The following is a 16,115-nucleotide window of genomic DNA, read 5'->3' as shown; positions in this document are numbered from 1 at the left end:
TGAATCGAACAACTGAAAATTGCGCCGAGATAGGTGGCGACTTGTAACAATCATTCATAAATTGCCCTCTAATTTATCACCTGACGATGCAGCCGGAAACGAGATCAATGGGTGATGAACTCGTTAGGAGACGGACAAAATATGAGTTCACACTATAGAATGCGCGAAGCAGAACAGCATAAAGATTAGGATTTTGATTAGGTAGGAGGTTAAATGTCCGATCGACTTTTAGAAGAACTTTCCGAAGTTGACTCTGAAGAGTTTGGCGAGATATTGGAAACGCCAAGGGAACAGGGCAGACTTAATAATACCAAAAATAATTCCATACAATCCGCTGAAAATTCGCAAAGTTTGCCCGATTCTCCAGATACATTCCCAGAAGATGCAGTAGAAGAAAAGTTGAAATCCGATGGGAGTAAGCTAAATGAAAAGGAGTTTTGGGAACTCATAGACGATGATTCGAGGGAAAGAGAAGCTCTGAACAGAGATCCTTTATCTGCCTCTCCCATGTACGAGAGAGATACTGAGTCACTAATCAGCCAGGTACTCAAGGGCAAAGACTCCAAATTTCGCTCTCATGTCATTCAGACAGCTTACCGATACGGTCTCAATAAAAATGACCCGCTTTTTATCGTATTGCTGGCTACAGGTCAACTCGAACTGCTGTTAGAAAAAAAACCACAAGAGATTGACCAGTTTTTCAAGAATTGGCAATCTCAATGGCAAGGTGATTTGAAAGATTCTCAAGCTGTTATTTCTCAAGAACTGGAACAAGTTCGGCAGCTTACTGAAAATTGGGAAAAAGAAAGCAGGGAGTTTTTAGAACGGCAGGGAAAAGCGGCTGTTAAGGTGCAACATCGCCACATTTCTAACTCAGTTTACACCCTAGTGCGACAAGCAGCTTTAGAGAAAGTTGCTCACGATATTTGGTCGGTGATTTTTGGGAGCGGGGTGGTGTTAGGGGCAATGGCGATCGGCGCTTTTATCGGGTTAGCTGTGCCCCGGTTCATTCCACCGCCTGAACTCGACCCAAAAGGGCCGCGCCAGCTCACTTTAGAACAAGCTGTAGCTCTCGAATGGGGGCTGAGCAAAGAGGGTCAGTTTGCTCGCAAGAACGCGGATACAATTCAGTGGGCAACAAGCAATGAAGGGAAATATGCTCGCCAACTTATGAGCTGGAATCAAGCTTTGTTGAGCGAGAAAGGTGGCAAAAAATTGTGTGAAACTGAGATAAATCGATTGGGGGTGACGCTGACAGTAGAGGGTAAACCTGCACAAAAAGGATTTTGTACTTTGTGGATTCGCTCCCCTCAAGAACGAGAGTTTGTTCCTTGATGGCAAATACTAAAGTCTTGAATGGGATGTAAATAAGTTAGCTTAACAGGAGAAATCTATGATTGCCAATTTGAACAATCAGCCGTTACCTGACCAAAATCAGAAGCAAGTGCAGTCGCAAATATCGGGTGTTTTAGTTGCACTAGACGACCCATTCGATAACATGGTTTGGGATTACTGTTTGAGTCAAACATACCCAATATCGGAACAGATTAAGATTGTACTGAGTGCTTTCTGGGGGCCGTTTGCTGCTAAAAATGCTAGCAAGTCTCCTGAGCGAGTGCGAGCGATCGCTTGTTATTCACTGCGACAATTAGCAGCTCAACAAAAATTGATTGGCTCAGTGTTTGAACTGTCAAGTGAATCAAATAAAATTTCCGAAGTTATTGCTGTTCTCAAAAGGGAAAATAGTTGTGAGGCACTCAATCAAGCTTGTGTGTGTTCTCAATATGTTCTAAATACTGCAATTCGGTGGGAGTAAGAACCGTTGCTCTTTCTAACAAGTTGAGGATTTCTATCTCAAAAGGATCTAGATTTCCTAATTGGTGAAGTCGGCCAGTGCGATCGCAAATTTCTTGAAGTCCGGGTTGATTTTCGAGCGGTACAGCAGTAAGAGCCGAGTGTTTGAAGGTATGCAAATTCATGGCAAGAGTAGGGATGTGCCGCATCCACACGGTAGCCGTTTTCTCGCCCACTGACTGAATGCGCCCCAACCGACCGTTAACGTCCTGGCGATCGGGCGCGTACACTTCCACCAAGGAACCAATTTTGAGCGTCAGGTGGTGGGCGATCTTAGGTTCGCCTTCAGGTTTTACTTTTTTGTCGCGCCCCTGTAAAGTTTTGGCAACCTGAGCCGGATTGCTGCGAGTGTCGTTTGCCAAAGCGATGACCTGCTTCTTGGTCAGCCCAGCAGAGCGATTCAGTATTTTCCACTTCACTTCGTCCCCTCCAATAAAACTGAGAGCATCCACAGCTCGAGTAAATTGGGCATCCCGGTAAATCGTTCTGGGGGAAGCTTTGAACCGTTCTCCTAACTCTCGTGCTGTTTTGTCTGTCAAGCTGCCATTTTGACAGCTTGCTCCTTCTGGCATTGTTTTGTCTGTCAAGTGGTCATTTTGACAGCTTGCCTCATCTGGCATTGTTTTGTCTGTCAAGCTGCCATTTTGACAGCTTGCTCTATCTGGCGATACTTTGTCTGTCAAACTGTCAAAATGACAGTTTGCCGAACGCTTGCCCCCGTGAGATTCCTTGGTCAGCTCGTACCAGGTGCCGCGCAGGTAGCTAACGGATTCTGGCGTCAAGCTGCGCCGTCCCAGTTGGTTGGCGATCGTCCAGACCTTGACTGCATTCCGACTGTCAAAAGACATCTCTACAATTTTGTATGGTATGCCGTGCGCGGTACAGATGGCGAACCTGTTGTGGCCGTCGATGAGAAGCTTTTCCTCGGCCCAGACTACTAACGGATCGCGGCATCCTTCCTCCAGAATGCTCGCTTGCAGGGCGGCTTTTTCGTCTTTACTCAGGGGAGGAATGAGAGATTGAAATTCGGGGTCGATTCGCAGTTGTTTCGCAGCACAAGAGGTACACCCTCCAATACCCCCCGGCAAAACAATTAACGCTTGCGGCTCCCGATCGTCTGCTTCTGATTGCATTTGACGCATTCCTGGCGAGTTTGTTGAATGCAAGGCTCGCCCGCGCTCGACCGCAACCGGAGTAGGGGAGTCAGCGCGGGCAGGAATTTTCTTGAACTATTCAACACTAACATAGTTATCGTCGAGAAGCCTCCAGAAAATGCGAAAATAGTAAAAAAAAGGAAATGCTATCCACGCTATGTCACCTAGGAAAGGAATTCACCCCCATCCCAACTCACTAGCCAACCTCAACCGCTCTGGGGGACAACCCCGCTATGAAGAACCCAAGAAGCAAAGAAATATTCAGGTAACATCGGTAGGATGGGAAGGAATTCGCGCGATCGCCATTGAACGCGGATTGAGTCTCAACGAGTTGATAGAACAGATTGGCCGGGGTCTGATTCCCCTTGGCAATGGTGAAAAAAGTAACTAATTGCCAGATATGGAAAGAGAGGTTAGAGCAAAAAAACTTTCTATCAACTAGTTACGAGAAGTTTTATTAATAGTAACAACGGTGTTTTTATCGGTTAAAAAATGTTCTAACTTACGGTATTGTGCCCTGCCAATATATCAGGAAAAAATATAATGGTTCAATCACATCCAAAACTTATAACTGTTGATGAATTTATTACAAGCTACGGCGACAGCGATTGCTACGAACTGATTGATGGTGAATTAACCGAAATGGAACCAACAGGGCCGCACGAACAAATATCCGGTTTTCTGGGACGAAAACTGAATGTAGAAATTGACCGCCTGGATCTACCCTACCTTATCCCCCCTCGCTGTCTCATCAAACTATTAGGAACAGCAACAGCATTTCGCCCCGATGTGCTTGTATTAAACCAAACTCGACTAATTAATGAACCTTTGTGGCAACAAGAACCTGTAATTACATCAGGTTCCTCAATTAAACTGATTGCTGAAGTCGTTAGCACCAACTGGCAGAACGATTACGCCCGCAAAGTTGAAGATTACGCCATACTAGGAGTGCCTGAGTATTGGATTGTTGACTATCTGGGCATTGGCGGCAGAGAATATATTGGCAAACCCAAACAGCCGACAGTTACAATTTGTACGCTGCGAGAAGACGAGTATCAAAAACAGTTGTTTCAAAATGACGATCTGCTTATTTCCTCAATCTTTCCCGGCTTGCAATTAACAGCGCAACAAATCTTCGCGGCAGGCAGATATGCTGCTATCTAGCTTATATCCAGGTAACGTCGGTAGGATGGAGAGAATTCGTGCGGTCGCAATGGAACGGGGATTGAGTCTCAACGAGTTGAGCAAACAAATGGGCAAGGGTCTGATTCCCCTTGGCGCTGAAGAAAGTAACTAATAGCTTGGTCAGGAAAAGGAGGGTGCCTTCAAAAAAACTTTCTATCAAATCGTTCCCATAAGTTGTTTTGAAATAAAAGACTAATTGGCTTGTTGATTCCCCGAGCGTGCTAACTAACTTTCAAAATTTGCTCAATTAGGGAGACAAATTGCTGCGGTCGATGCTTAAAATGCTTCTTGATTTGAAATTTTAACGAATCTGCTGGCACATCTTTTTTGTTGAGTTTCAGGCGAATATGCTCACTTCGTGGGAGAGTGGCATTGAGCGCTCGAATAACGGTGCGGCATTGTCGAAGAGTCAGGCTATCGACTTGAATGAAAGGTAGATTTAATGTGTCGGTATCGAGTTGAATATTAGAAGCAAATTCGGCTTTAAATTGTAGCGAAGAGGTGAGGCGCTGTTCTTCTGTGGGTTCTGGAGTTGCTGCACATTCGGTAACAGCAGGAAAGGAAGCAATTTCATTGAGAAGAGGCACAAAATCTGGGGCAAGTTCTGCTGAGAGTTTTTCAGAAGGATTCATTCGCTTCGATGCTAACAGCGTAGCGATATAGTGAACAATTAAGCCACCGTAACCAAAAATTACCACAGTTTCAATTGTGAGGGTGAGAAAATGCTGAATATGTTCGTACATGATTATAATTTATTTGCAAGTGGAACATCTCTCAAACGCGCTCGCGTTTAATATCAAAACCTTACTAAATCCTTCTGAGAATGCGATCACAAATATCGCAAAGGGAACTGGTGTGGTGGGTGGGCGGGCAAAACAAATCCTGCTCCAAGCAGGATTTTACCCCCTTTATTGGGGGTCGTCATTGATTACTTGATAAAATCATCAATCTCTTCATTATCGTCAGTTGCCTTTTTCTTATGAGAAGCTTTGACTGCCGAGTCGATATAACGGAAGTGCAAGTCAATCACTGCTTGCTCAGATGAAAGCCAGTAAACGTTGCTCAAGATTTCTTCAAGCATCTCGTCAGCCGAGTAGCCTTCATATTGCTTGTTAAACCAAGTATTGAACGCTTCCCAGTCAAGAGCTTTACCTTTCTGCAACTGTCGTTGTTTGGCACGTCCAGTTAACTCGCGGGCAACGTGCAAAAACATCTCGAAGCGCTGTTCTTCAAGAGTTTCTGCAAATTGCTTTTGCATCGGAGTTGGAGCGGATTTGCGATTAGCCATGATTAACCCTCAAGCGTGTTTTTTTTCACAACTAAAGCGACGGCAGTCTGCTAATTACAATTAATTCAAAAAAATTAGTGGTGGGTGGGTGGGTAAATTAAATTCACAACCAAGGTCAAAATTTCCTTGATTGTGAATTTGTTGGGTCTGCTTCCCAGAGCGTCCTGATTCGGACGGTGGCGACAATCATTACCCTGAAATGAAGGAGAAGGGGAAGGGGAAGGGGAAGGATAATTTTTTTAGTAATAACGGGATTTTACTAAAGTTTTTCTACCCTTGTCCCAAGTTTTTCTACCCTTTCCGTTCCTTCCCCTTCCCCTTCCCCCTCCCCTTATTAAATGAATCGCGATTCGTGGAAAAGGCCTCGATAGAGGCAAAAAAATGCTCTGCTTTTTCAGCAGAGCTTTCTAATCAAACTTTAGCAATTATTCGTCGTCTTCCTCAAATTCTTCGTCTTCGTCTAAACTAAAATCATCCTCCTCATCGTCATCATCCTCATCCTCGTCCTCATCGCTTTCCTCGTCTTCGTCATCCTCATCAATTTCATCGAGTATGTCATCAATTTCATCATCTTCATCATCGAGTTCGTCGTCCTCATCGAGTTCTTCAGTATCTTCTTCTGAGGATTTAGCTAACTCGTTGCGACGCTTTAAGCTTTGAGCATTGAACTCCATTAAATCGGCAATGGCAGCTTGCGGGTTGTCAGCAATTGTATCGTAAAGTTGGCTCATCGCTAAGGCAACAACTTCGACACCATACTTGAGTTCCTCGGGTCGGCCAACTAGCTTGGGAAACACAGTATTGTTCCACTCTTGCCAGTCGAACTTTTTACCATTGCCATTGCCGTTGCGCTTGTTCAACTGAGCTTGAATATCCAATCCCAGTTTTTCGCGAATTGCGTGGCCAACCTTTGTCGAAATACGGCTATCGCGACGCTGAATTGTCACACCGTACTTCTTATGAATTGTATTGCGAATCTGTTTGACTAGCTCGCCAGCAAGTTGCTCCGGGCTGAGGTTAGGTTGAGGTTTTGATTTGGCTCCATTGTTACTGCCGACAGTTTGACTGTTCTGTTTTTCAGGTGGCTTAGATTTAGCAGGCACTGGTGACTGAGAGCGAGTGGGAGTGGCGGCGGTTTGCTTTTTACTTGTGACCATGATTGACAATTTAACTTGCATAACATCAATTTATTAGTGCCGTTAGGCACAATTACCCCCTCCAATTGAGGGGGAAAAGTTCGCTCATTAGCAGGACGCTAAATTTTAATTATGTTAGTTAAAATTTTATGTTAAACATCCTCTATTTAGATGTATAAATTCATGAAATATTTCACGATTTTGTCTAATTTAAGAGTCCCTCCAACTCCAATATTTGCCCTAGAATATTACAGTGCAGATCGCCAAAAAATCTTGTCATCATTTCATCAGTACGCCAGTGAGTGTTGTTTACCTGTTTATTATTGGAATCCTGGCTATGCAACTCTTCAACAGGTGCGGTGTTTGGATAAAAATCTCCCAATTTTAGGTTGTCATTCAGATATGACAAGCGTTTCAGATATTTCGGAGATGTATAATAGTGAATGCGTCTTATGTAAAACTGAGCTATCTGTCGGGAGTGATGTGCTGCAATTTCTGCTGGAAAATGACTGTCCCGGTATCTTTTTGTTAGAAGATATTTTGGAATCAGACAGTACCGAACAGCCTCTTGTCCGCCGTTATTCTCAATTGGCTAACGCATTCTTTGAGCTGAAAGGGCGTTGGGCCAACCAATATTGGGTACTGCTGGGTGAGTACATCCAACTGCCATCAAAGCTAAGTCCATTAATTCCTCTACTCAAATGTCCGTTACCCGATCGTTTTGAAGTCGAAGTTCTTGTAGATAATTTTTGCGATCGCAATTGTTCCCTTGATTTTGGTTCAGATGCGGTAGCTGCTAAAAAACGGCTGGCTGTTTCTAGTCTAGGGCTGCCAACTGCTGAAATTGAATTGGTGTTAGATCGATCGCTCTCTGTGACCGCTTCAGTTGTCCAAATCGCACAGTTGGTATTGGAGCATAAAATATCGCAACTTCGAGACCAGGGGTTAGAGTTCATTGCTTCTCCAGACGTGCCTCATGCTGGCGGTTTAGATTTATTAGACGCTTATTTGAGCGAAGTCGTAAAGCTGTCAGAAGCTGATGCCAAGAAATATCACCTCAGACCTCCCAAAGGAATGCTGCTGTGGGGGCCGCCGGGGACGGGCAAAAGTTTGAGTGCGAAGCTAGCTGCTAAGAAGCTAGGTTATGCGCTTTTAGCAGCAAGTTGGGGCAATATTCTAGGTTCCTCTAATCCCGACCGCGCTCTCAACAAAATGCTGGATACAGCCGATAATTTGGGCGGCTGCGTGCTGTTCTTTGACGATTTTGACAAGGGTTTTTCTGGCTGGGAATCAAATGCTGATGGCGGTGTAGCTAGACGGCTGTCGCAGAAATTGCTCACCTGGATGCAGGAACATGAGAGCCCCGTGTTAATGTTAGCTACTGTTAACCGCTTAGAAATGCTGCCGGCTGAACTTATCCGCAGATTTGACGACGGCGGAATCTGGTTTGTGGATTTGCCACACAGCGGCGCTCGCTATGAGATTTTCAATTTGCACTTAGCTAAGTATTTCCCAGAGCAGTTTGGGGAAGGAAAAGAGAACCTTTGGAGCGACAGGCAGTGGTATTCATTACTATCTGATTATGCCGGAGCAACGAGTGCTGAAATTGCGATCGCAGTAAAGCGCTGTGCTGAACGAGCCTATTGTGAAGGGCGACCGGGTAAAATTGAATTGGCCCATTTGCGTTATCAGAGAACTCAGTTTGTGCTATCGTCTGAGCGTTCTTCTGAAGATATCCAGGGGATTCGCAACAAAGCGTCCTTTGCTCGGCCTGCTTCTGGGAGGGATGGGTCTAAATTTGCGGCGGGAGAGCAAGAGTTATTCGAGTATCGGCCATCTGCTTACGATAAAACTTGAGTGCATGATAACCAACAATAGCATGGGTTTTTTGGTGAGCCAAAAAGTTTTGACTGTTGATAGAATTAGCGCAAAAGTTTTATAGCGCTTTCCCTCGCAAATAATAACCAGTGCATGTGTTTAATAACAAATGCACTGGTGATCGTATTATAAGCTAAGACTTAACTTGGACGCGGTAGCCGCAATTTTCAAGGTCGAGTTTGACTCCCTGCCAAGTTAACCCTGTTTCTGGTTCAAGCCGTACAGTTAAAGCATTGGTTGTGTAGCCGCGCTCTCCCTCCTGCCTGATAACGCTATATTCAGCTTGGTGAAGCATGGCAATAGCGCATTTTGATAACTTACCAACGATATTTGCGGCTTGGTTACTAATAGTGAGAATTACATTCATTATGTTTTGAAATCAACTGTTCACTTGCACCTCAACAATCGTTGTTTAGGGGTGGGAGGTTGGGCGCGGAATTATGCGGTGACTGTTAGGGGAATGGGGAGTGGTCAGGAAGTGGAATTTTCACAGCAATGCCTGCGGTGCGGTTTCTCCCTACTTCCCATTCCCCACTCTTTCCCCGTTAATCTCTCACCCTCCCCAACTTTCCATCACCTTAATTTCTACCTCGCAAGGAATCGGAGAGAGAAACTTATTCCCGGCTCTCACCATACATTTTTTAAGCAAGGCTTTAACTTGCCTCACTTCTTCAAGAGGACACTCTATTAAAATTTCATCGTGAACGACACAAATTAGTTTAGCACCTGTACGGCTCAGAGGCAGAAAAAGTAGAGCAAGAGCGAGTTTAGTAATGTCAGCGCTCATTCCTTGAATTGGGTTATTTAGCATCTCATTAAGCAACGGTTTAGTATCTTTTGACCATAATCTCCTTCTGCCTAAGACAGTCCGACTCTCTCGAATACCTCGGCTCCAGGCGCTCCGAACTTTGCCGTGAAATTGTTTGATACCTGTATAGGATTCAAAGAACTTCTTACGAAAGTGTGAAGCTTGTTGCAGCGTTAAAGTGACTCCATGCTCTGCTTGAGCCATATTCTTAAATTTCTGTGCTCCCATGCCATAAATTAAACCGAAGTTAATAATTTTGCCGAGCTGTCTGTCTTCGACAGTAATTTTAGATAAAGGTTTTGCTAGCACCAAGGAAGCTGTGAGAGAGTGCAAATCTTCCCCTTTGGAGTAAGCTTTCACCATCGTGCGATCGCCGGAAACCTTCGCCATGATCCGCAGTTCAATCTGGCTGTAATCGGCTTTGAGCAGGACGTAACCGGGTACAGCTTTAAAACACTGTCGGGTTTCCTTATCTCTGGGGATATTCGTTAAATTTGGCTCTCGACAACTAAACCGTCCTGATCTAGCACCAATCTGAAACCAATTGGGATGAATGCGCCCTGTAATCGGGTGAATGCGTTCAGGTAAACCCAGAGTAAAAGTATCGATACGAGCCGATAAACTGCGGTACTCTAACAGTGTTTGAATCACAGGATACTCGCCTTGCAAAGGAATTAAATGTTGAGAGTTAGTGGAAGTAACAGGAATGCCTTTCTGTTGCAAAGCCGCTAGAACTTGCTTGGGAGAGCGAGGATTAATTGTATCCATAAATTCGGGCAGCAGAGAAATTTGTTGATTAGGGTTAGGTCGATGGAGTTGTGAATTAATTTGTTTTAAAAGAGAGTCGCGTTCATGACAGAGCTTGACTCCCAAAACTTTCCACTGTTCTCTATCTAAAAGCATTCCGTTGAGTTCCATAGAAGCCACCGCCGGCAGACAAGCAAACTCTAGTAAAGCAGTTTTCCAAAGCTTAGAAGCTTTCAGTTTTTGTTGCAGAGCAGCAGCCAGCGGGAGTAAAATTGCAGCATCGGTAGCAGCATATTGCAGTTGAGCGAGTGTTAAGTTTCCCGACCAATCGCTAACTTGCTGCGTTTTGTCTAGCTTTACTTTCAACAAATTCTCAGTGACAGCATCTAGGGACAAATGGCGTTTTAGTCCAGCCGTCAGCACTCGGTAAGCCAAATAGGTATCGAAAAAGGGTTTGGATGGTTCCAGTCCGGCAAAAGCGAGCATTTGCCATTCAAATTTGAGGTTGTGACCTACCTTCAGTGCAGGACTGGCTAAGAGCAAGCGTAATGGTTCGAGGGAACTCGGTTCAATGGCCCATAAATCTACAATGATTACTGGATGGTCAGGAATGGCAAGTTGTAACAATCTAATTTTGGCTTGGTAGGGGTCAAGCCCTGTTGTTTCGCAGTCTATACCTATGATTTTTGCTTGTTGGAATGGTTGAAGGGCTGTTTCAATATTGAAAGCAGTATCGATCAGTTGGTAAGGGGTTTTAAGTGTAACTGGGAACTGAGCTATTTTAAGTTTCTCGGGCGTCAAAGAAGTTGGAATAGCGGTTGATTGTTTCTGCTGGTTTAGCGGAGTAGGTTTCATAATTACTTGCTTTTCTAAAAAAAGTGAAAGGATATCTTTCTGTCAATCATGCACGAAATTTAACTATTTTAAAGCAGGTATTCGAGATTAGGTAGCTTGAGGATAATGGGTTTTATTTGGGAAGTATACGAGTTTTAAGTCAATACGCTTGGACTCAGAACAATGTGACTTCCTTTCACAAGTCGGGAATTCCCAAAAATCCGTGAAATTAAATTCGTCTGAAAGCGCTAACCCAAGCGTATTGAGTTATTATTCGGTTTTTTGTAAATCAATTTAAGTCCTGAACTTTAGAAATAAGGTAAAAGACATAAAGGATGGCGGTTGGTCTAAAAACAACCAGGGGTTGCCTGGTTTTGAAAATAGTTGCCAACTTTAGAGTCGGTAACAGTTGTTTTGACTATCCCAAGTGCCGCCTAAAAGGTCGCAGCCTGGTTTGCCCTCTGTAATCTTTTTACAGACGACTGCGTTAGCGTCTGTTGCCATTAAGAGCAAAAGGCTTGTTAGAGCGATAGCGAGGAGTTTTTTCATAACGGTGAGTTCAGATGTATGAACTTCACCGATACAGCACTGTTAAGTGCGACTTTAATTCGGAACGATTAGATTGTAAAAAAGATTTTTATATAGAGGTGGGTGGGAAAATATTGCTGGAATTTAAATTTAAAGATTAGGATATATAATGTAGTTGTCACAATAATTAGGTTTGGCAATTGAATCGCCCTATCCAGCTTCTTAGAGTTCGAGATCGACAGGTAGTTAATGCTATCCTGACATCCGTTACTGAGAAGCATTTAGAAGATGCCACAAACCTCTGGGAACCAACCCTTCGAGGGAGTGGAGAAGAAGATGAATACTGGAATTGGGTTAGTAAAAGCTATCGAACTCAATTTTTACCAGGAGATGAACTATATGCCATTGAGTGTGATGGCATAACTCAGGGTTTAATGACTATCGATATTTTAAAAAAACGCTGCTATATTGAGTCTCAATTGAGACGAAGATTGGTTTACGTCAGAGCCCTAGCAACGGCTCCCTGGAATCGACCAACTATTAGCAATCCTCCAACTTATAAGGGAGTAGGTGGAACTCTGATAGATTTTGCGATCGCTCGTAGTGAGGAACTAGGATACCAAGGAAGGATAGGCTTCCACGCACTGCCTGGTGCGCTAGTATTTTATAGAAAGTTGAAAGTGGGGCTGCTAGACTGCGGTCTCGATCCTGAAGAACCCGACAATCTTAATTACTTTGAAACATTAAGGAAAGACAAATGAGTAACTCAATTCCCTCCCAGCCCCAATCCACAATAGATGATACAACCAGTTATCCGCGCTTGATGGAACTGATAGAAGCAGAAGATGCAGCTAATGGAGAAGTTGGCTGCGGTCGGGATTTGGGTAATAAACCTTCAGTTTATCTGAAAACCTGCGGTATGAATATCTCTGATGAAAAGCTAAGAAATTTGTTAAGGGAGTATTTAGGTCATTTATTGATGGAGCTAGATTTTGACTCAATCATCAACCAGGTGAGTCACTTCGTAGAGTCATTAGTCGTGCAGGAACACACTCAATTAGAGCAGACAAGACCAGCATTAATGCTCTTAGAATCAGTTTTTGAGCAAATTCCTGCGAAAGAACTCAAACAATGTATTGAGTCTGAATTGGGGGAGTTTTGTTCGGAAACTGCGATCGAGCAAATTGTTCAGTACACTGGTCAAGTGATTCACTATTCAATTCTCCAACCTCGACATAAGTGGCCCAAACCTATTTGGGTACTAAGTGTTCTTGAGAAGGTGTATATTGCTCAGGCATCTAGTTTAGATGCAGCAATTGCCCAAGTTAAAGCACAATATCCCGACGAAAGCGGAGAGCTGCAAGTAATAAAAGTCGGAGGTGTTCTCGCACCAAACCAAGTGATTTGCTTGGAGTTATTGAACAATTAATAAAAAATGCGGAAGTAATTTGGTAGCTTTGAACGCACCCCAACCTGCATCATATCCCCTCTCTTAAGCATGGGTATTCTTTAGCTTTTAGTTCCTACTTTCTCTTAAAAAACATTTTTCTCGACTTCGTATAATTGCCCAGTGCTGAGAGCCGTTAGGCAACCTTCATAAAGCTGCCCCCTCCATTTAGAGGGGGTAATTTTTACTGAACCCAATCGCTCACAGGAATGAAGTTGCAGGAACGCGATGCGATTTAAATTGGAATTGTTGACCACATAAACTAAGAAAAACCATGCACAATGCTTCGATCGAACCTAATTCCGGCTATAACAACTCCGGTTACGAATCAGCACCCGATTTGACTGTCGGTTACTCGTCATCTAAAGAAGTTCGCCAAGGTAATTTTGACAACGGTTACCAAGAAAATGTCTATGACTTGTCCAACCTAGCAGATACTTCTTGGACAGATTCAGCAGTCCGCCCGAATCCACAGCTTGAGCTGGAGCTTGATTAAAGAAAAAAGCGAAGATGGAGAAATGCAGTCCAGGACGCACTATCAACCTAAAAAAAACAGTTTCTCGTTCTCATCCTCAACCTAAAATGACGGAATTACATTCAAAAACCGGGTTTTTGGGTAATTCCTAAAATGGAGAGGGAGAGAGGAAGAGGGGGAGAAAGGGAGAGAGGGAGAGGGCGAGAGAGGGGGAGAGGGAGATTTAGCTGATGGCTAATTTCTGCAATACTGCTCTATTTTTCGTAATGTTTTAAAAACCATTTAACGTTTTTCCAAACTAGAGAGAATAGAGCAGCTTTTTTTACCCGCATTTGAGTTAACATCAATAGGATTCCCATGAACAGTCCAAAGCAGTTAATAAAATTCAGCCAGGTAGGATCTGCTTTAATAGCTGCCAGTACACTCTGCCTAATTTTTGCTTTCATCTGCATTACTTTCTTCAGCTTCCCATCAATTGCTAGCGCTAGTTCCTTACCTACTAAAATTTGGGAAAAAGAACAATCTAGAGTTTTGCTGCCAGATTGGAACCAGATTACCTTTAGTTCCCTGCCCGCCGTTGCTAGTTCTGGAAGTTCAGGCGGTCGAAGCTGGCAAGCCGGCACTTCTGTTGACAACATCTTGAAGCTGGGGGACATCAACGATGTAAAACCTGAAATTCTGTCTTTGCAAGCAATTGAACAATTGGCACTAGGGGATATCAATTTAGAAAATATCAGCTTGTCAGCATTTCCCTTAGCTGGTAAGCAAACTGTCGGTCACTTGGTTGAAATTGTTCCGAATCTGGGTCAATTTCAATTGAGCGATGTTCCTCCAATTGCTTCTTTATCTTCTCAAATAGCCGGAGTGAACCCTAACATCAACCAATTACCAATTGGTCAAGCTGTAAAACAAGTACCGCAACTAGCGCAGGCAAAACTCAACCAAATTGACCTATCTGAGTTTGCGATCGCCCAAATCCCCAACCTTAATAGCGTAAATTTAGAACAGTTCTCTGGCTGGTCAGAGGAACTCATCAGCAATATTCCGCTGCTGAGTCAAGTCCCGCTTTCTAGCTTTCCGGTTCCTATTGCGTCTATTGGCAGCGCAGTTATGCGAATTGACATGATTTACAGTCGGTACGAGAGCAAGCGCAATAACACAATTTCCGGTTCTGATGTAGAAGGATTTGCGGTAGCTTGCGAGAAAGATTGCGCTTATATCGAACTCGACGATATGGAAAACGCCGGTCGCCGCGCCACAGGGCCGCTAGAAGGCAAGCAGTGGATTAGCGGCAAATACCAGGAAGTGCGAGGCGGTTCTGGCTGTTTGACCGGTTGGGAACCGACGGGCCGGCATCCTTTTGGGCAAGTGTTTAAAGTAGTGGTAATGGAACCGTCAGAAACCAGCGATACTGTTGACACGGCTCTGTACTTCAGGTTTAGTTTGCCCTGCGGCAAATCACCTTACATTATTGGTCCGGTTCCGTTTCTCAGTTACAGCGTTAATTCGCCTATGTTTGTCGGTCGATTGGAGGGCGGTTCTTCTAACAGTATTTCGCGTTCTAAAGGCGTCGCATCCGAAACAAAACCTTCAAAGCCACTGAGTTCCAATCAAGCTAAAAAAAACGCTTTACCAACTCAGCCTGTACCTGAATCGAAGCGAGAGTGCGCGCGCCCCGCGACTTACGTTAGCGGTGTGGATGTGGCTTCATTAGGGGAGGCGTTAGCGAAGCTTTCTGAAGGAATCGCCTATGTGGAAAGTGCAGCCAGTGCCGACTACGAAGCCATTGGCGAGATGGTTTGTACTGAAGGATCTCGCAACTGCGGGCGGGCGATCGGTCGCTATCAGTTGATGAGTTACCGGGAAGACGTGCAGCGTGCTGTCAGCTCAATTCCAGGGGGGCCTAACTTTATCCTAAACGTCAACAAAGGCCAAAAACCTACAAGAGAGGAACTCTTCCAATATTTTCCTCCTGCTGTTCAGGATAAAGTCTTGCAAAATTCTCTAGCTGAGAACTTAGTCCGCAGCCAACAGGAAATTGACCCTAAAACTGGGCAGGTGTTCAAGGGCGATCGCTTAATTGAGCGAGTAGCGCAAAAACACTTTGGGGGTTCTGGCAGTAAAATTGATGCCAGCTATTCCAACATTTTAGGCGGCTACTCTCTCAAACAGTACGGGGAAAAAGTTCGAGAGCTTTATAACCACAATACCAGCGACAATTGCCAAGCTAATTCTGGTGACAGCAATGGCATCAGCAACTCGGTCGGCTCCGGCATTACTTTAAATGCTAGTTGGAGTATTAAGGTTGCGCCCTTCCTCAGCTCTTTTTTGGTAGGATTGTGGTTTTTAATTCGACTTTTTCATAAGCGAAAGCAGCAAACTTTTTTGATACTAATCGGTTTGGGGATAGCAGTTACTCTTGGCACGGCTGCGCTCTCCCATTGAACCAGAGGAAAGAGGAGGTGGAAAAGCAAGGTATTAACAACTCTAACAACCTTCTCCGTAATCAGGACGTTTTTAATTGCTGAAAGCAGTGATTTTATAGCACTGATATCAATTCCGGTTGTATCGGAATGATTGGGAGCATCTCATATTGGTAAAAACACTTCTTCTTCCTTCTTCTTTCGGACTCTTTCCTCCTGACTCCTGGCTCCTGGCTCCTAACTCCAATTTTGGGCTGGGCTGCTTTCATTGAGATGCTCCCGAATGATTAAACCACAGAGGGCACAGAGGACACAGAGAAAGAGAAGAGAGAGATAATAATTCCGATGTCAACGGATT

16 protein-coding genes are annotated in these 16,115 nt (G+C 44.2%); 10 read left to right on the top strand and 6 right to left on the bottom strand.

What is annotated here, in order from left to right; genetic code table 11:
- Positions 1 to 213: 213 nt before the first annotated feature.
- Both QT984_RS03035 and QT984_RS03030 read left to right on the top strand, forming a co-directional pair.
- Positions 214 to 1,335, top strand: coding sequence for a DUF6753 family protein (locus tag QT984_RS03035; protein WP_333143562.1), 1,122 nt, complete (start codon positions 214 to 216; stop codon positions 1,333 to 1,335).
- Between the two features lie 58 nt (positions 1,336 to 1,393).
- Complete coding sequence (locus QT984_RS03030) at positions 1,394 to 1,816, top strand: hypothetical protein (protein WP_333143561.1); 423 nt, start codon at positions 1,394 to 1,396, stop codon at positions 1,814 to 1,816.
- Here QT984_RS03030 and QT984_RS03025 read toward each other — a convergent pair.
- Positions 1,758 to 2,987 (bottom strand): hypothetical protein, encoded by a 1,230-nt coding sequence (locus QT984_RS03025; protein WP_333143560.1) that lies wholly within the window; start codon positions 2,985 to 2,987, stop codon positions 1,758 to 1,760. The two genes, QT984_RS03030 and QT984_RS03025, sit on opposite strands and share 59 nt — an antisense overlap.
- 178 nt (positions 2,988 to 3,165) lie before the next feature.
- Here QT984_RS03025 and QT984_RS03020 point away from each other — a divergent pair, with 178 nt between their 5' ends.
- The 3 genes from QT984_RS03020 (at position 3,166) to QT984_RS03010 (ending at position 4,305) form a co-directional block, all read left to right on the top strand.
- The gene (locus tag QT984_RS03020) at positions 3,166 to 3,399 is read left to right on the top strand and encodes a hypothetical protein (protein WP_194012320.1); all 234 of its coding nucleotides are present in this window, start codon (positions 3,166 to 3,168) and stop codon (positions 3,397 to 3,399) included.
- 152 nt (positions 3,400 to 3,551) lie between these two features.
- Positions 3,552 to 4,172: a Uma2 family endonuclease gene (locus QT984_RS03015; protein WP_333143559.1), complete on the top strand. Its 621-nt coding sequence runs from the start codon at positions 3,552 to 3,554 to the stop codon at positions 4,170 to 4,172.
- Positions 4,159 to 4,305, top strand: a complete 147-nt coding sequence (locus QT984_RS03010) for a hypothetical protein (RefSeq protein WP_333143558.1) — start codon at positions 4,159 to 4,161, stop codon at positions 4,303 to 4,305. The genes QT984_RS03015 and QT984_RS03010 overlap by 14 nt, the downstream gene beginning before the upstream one ends.
- Before the next feature lie 109 nt (positions 4,306 to 4,414).
- Here the strand turns inward: QT984_RS03010 and QT984_RS03005 are convergent, their stop codons facing one another.
- From QT984_RS03005 to QT984_RS02995, 3 genes are all read right to left on the bottom strand, one after another.
- Positions 4,415 to 4,936, bottom strand: coding sequence for a hypothetical protein (locus QT984_RS03005; RefSeq protein ID WP_333143557.1), 522 nt, complete (start codon positions 4,934 to 4,936; stop codon positions 4,415 to 4,417).
- Between the two features lie 185 nt (positions 4,937 to 5,121).
- Entirely contained in the window at positions 5,122 to 5,481 is a 360-nt protein-coding gene (locus QT984_RS03000; RefSeq protein ID WP_333143556.1) for a hypothetical protein, read from the bottom strand.
- 425 nt (positions 5,482 to 5,906) lie between these two features.
- Positions 5,907 to 6,638, bottom strand: a complete 732-nt coding sequence (locus QT984_RS02995; RefSeq protein WP_333373131.1) for a hypothetical protein — start codon at positions 6,636 to 6,638, stop codon at positions 5,907 to 5,909.
- A gap of 381 nt (positions 6,639 to 7,019) precedes the next feature.
- Between QT984_RS02995 and QT984_RS02990 the strand changes: the two genes are divergently transcribed.
- Positions 7,020 to 8,474 (top strand): AAA family ATPase, encoded by a 1,455-nt coding sequence (locus QT984_RS02990; protein WP_333373128.1) that lies wholly within the window; start codon positions 7,020 to 7,022, stop codon positions 8,472 to 8,474.
- Between the two features lie 154 nt (positions 8,475 to 8,628).
- Here QT984_RS02990 and QT984_RS02985 read toward each other — a convergent pair whose 3' ends face one another.
- Both QT984_RS02985 and QT984_RS02980 read right to left on the bottom strand, forming a co-directional pair.
- Positions 8,629 to 8,862 carry a hypothetical protein gene (locus QT984_RS02985; RefSeq protein ID WP_333232373.1) on the bottom strand — a complete coding sequence of 78 codons (234 nt, stop codon included), beginning with the start codon at positions 8,860 to 8,862 and terminating at the stop codon, positions 8,629 to 8,631.
- 186 nt (positions 8,863 to 9,048) lie between these two features.
- Complete coding sequence (locus QT984_RS02980; RefSeq protein ID WP_333232371.1) at positions 9,049 to 10,905, bottom strand: bifunctional 3'-5' exonuclease/DNA polymerase; 1,857 nt, start codon at positions 10,903 to 10,905, stop codon at positions 9,049 to 9,051.
- 707 nt (positions 10,906 to 11,612) lie between these two features.
- Here QT984_RS02980 and QT984_RS02975 point away from each other — a divergent pair.
- The 4 genes from QT984_RS02975 to QT984_RS02960 all read left to right on the top strand — a co-directional run bounded on the left by QT984_RS02975 (position 11,613) and on the right by QT984_RS02960 (position 15,779).
- Positions 11,613 to 12,173 (top strand): hypothetical protein, encoded by a 561-nt coding sequence (locus QT984_RS02975; protein ID WP_333232369.1) that lies wholly within the window; start codon positions 11,613 to 11,615, stop codon positions 12,171 to 12,173.
- Positions 12,170 to 12,841, top strand: coding sequence for a hypothetical protein (locus tag QT984_RS02970; RefSeq protein WP_333232367.1), 672 nt, complete (start codon positions 12,170 to 12,172; stop codon positions 12,839 to 12,841). The genes QT984_RS02975 and QT984_RS02970 overlap by 4 nt, the downstream gene beginning before the upstream one ends.
- Before the next feature lie 292 nt (positions 12,842 to 13,133).
- Entirely contained in the window at positions 13,134 to 13,355 is a 222-nt protein-coding gene (locus QT984_RS02965; RefSeq protein WP_333232365.1) for a hypothetical protein, read from the top strand.
- Positions 13,356 to 13,691: 336 nt separating this feature from the next.
- Positions 13,692 to 15,779 carry a hypothetical protein gene (locus QT984_RS02960; RefSeq protein WP_333373123.1) on the top strand — a complete coding sequence of 696 codons (2,088 nt, stop codon included), beginning with the start codon at positions 13,692 to 13,694 and terminating at the stop codon, positions 15,777 to 15,779.
- Positions 15,780 to 16,115: the final 336 nt, after the last annotated feature.

The sequence above is a fragment of the Microcoleus sp. Z1_B2 genome, from assembly GCF_036700325.1.
Classification (GTDB): Bacteria; Cyanobacteriota; Cyanobacteriia; order Cyanobacteriales; family Microcoleaceae; genus Microcoleus.
This window is presented reverse-complemented; position numbering and strand designations above follow the sequence as displayed.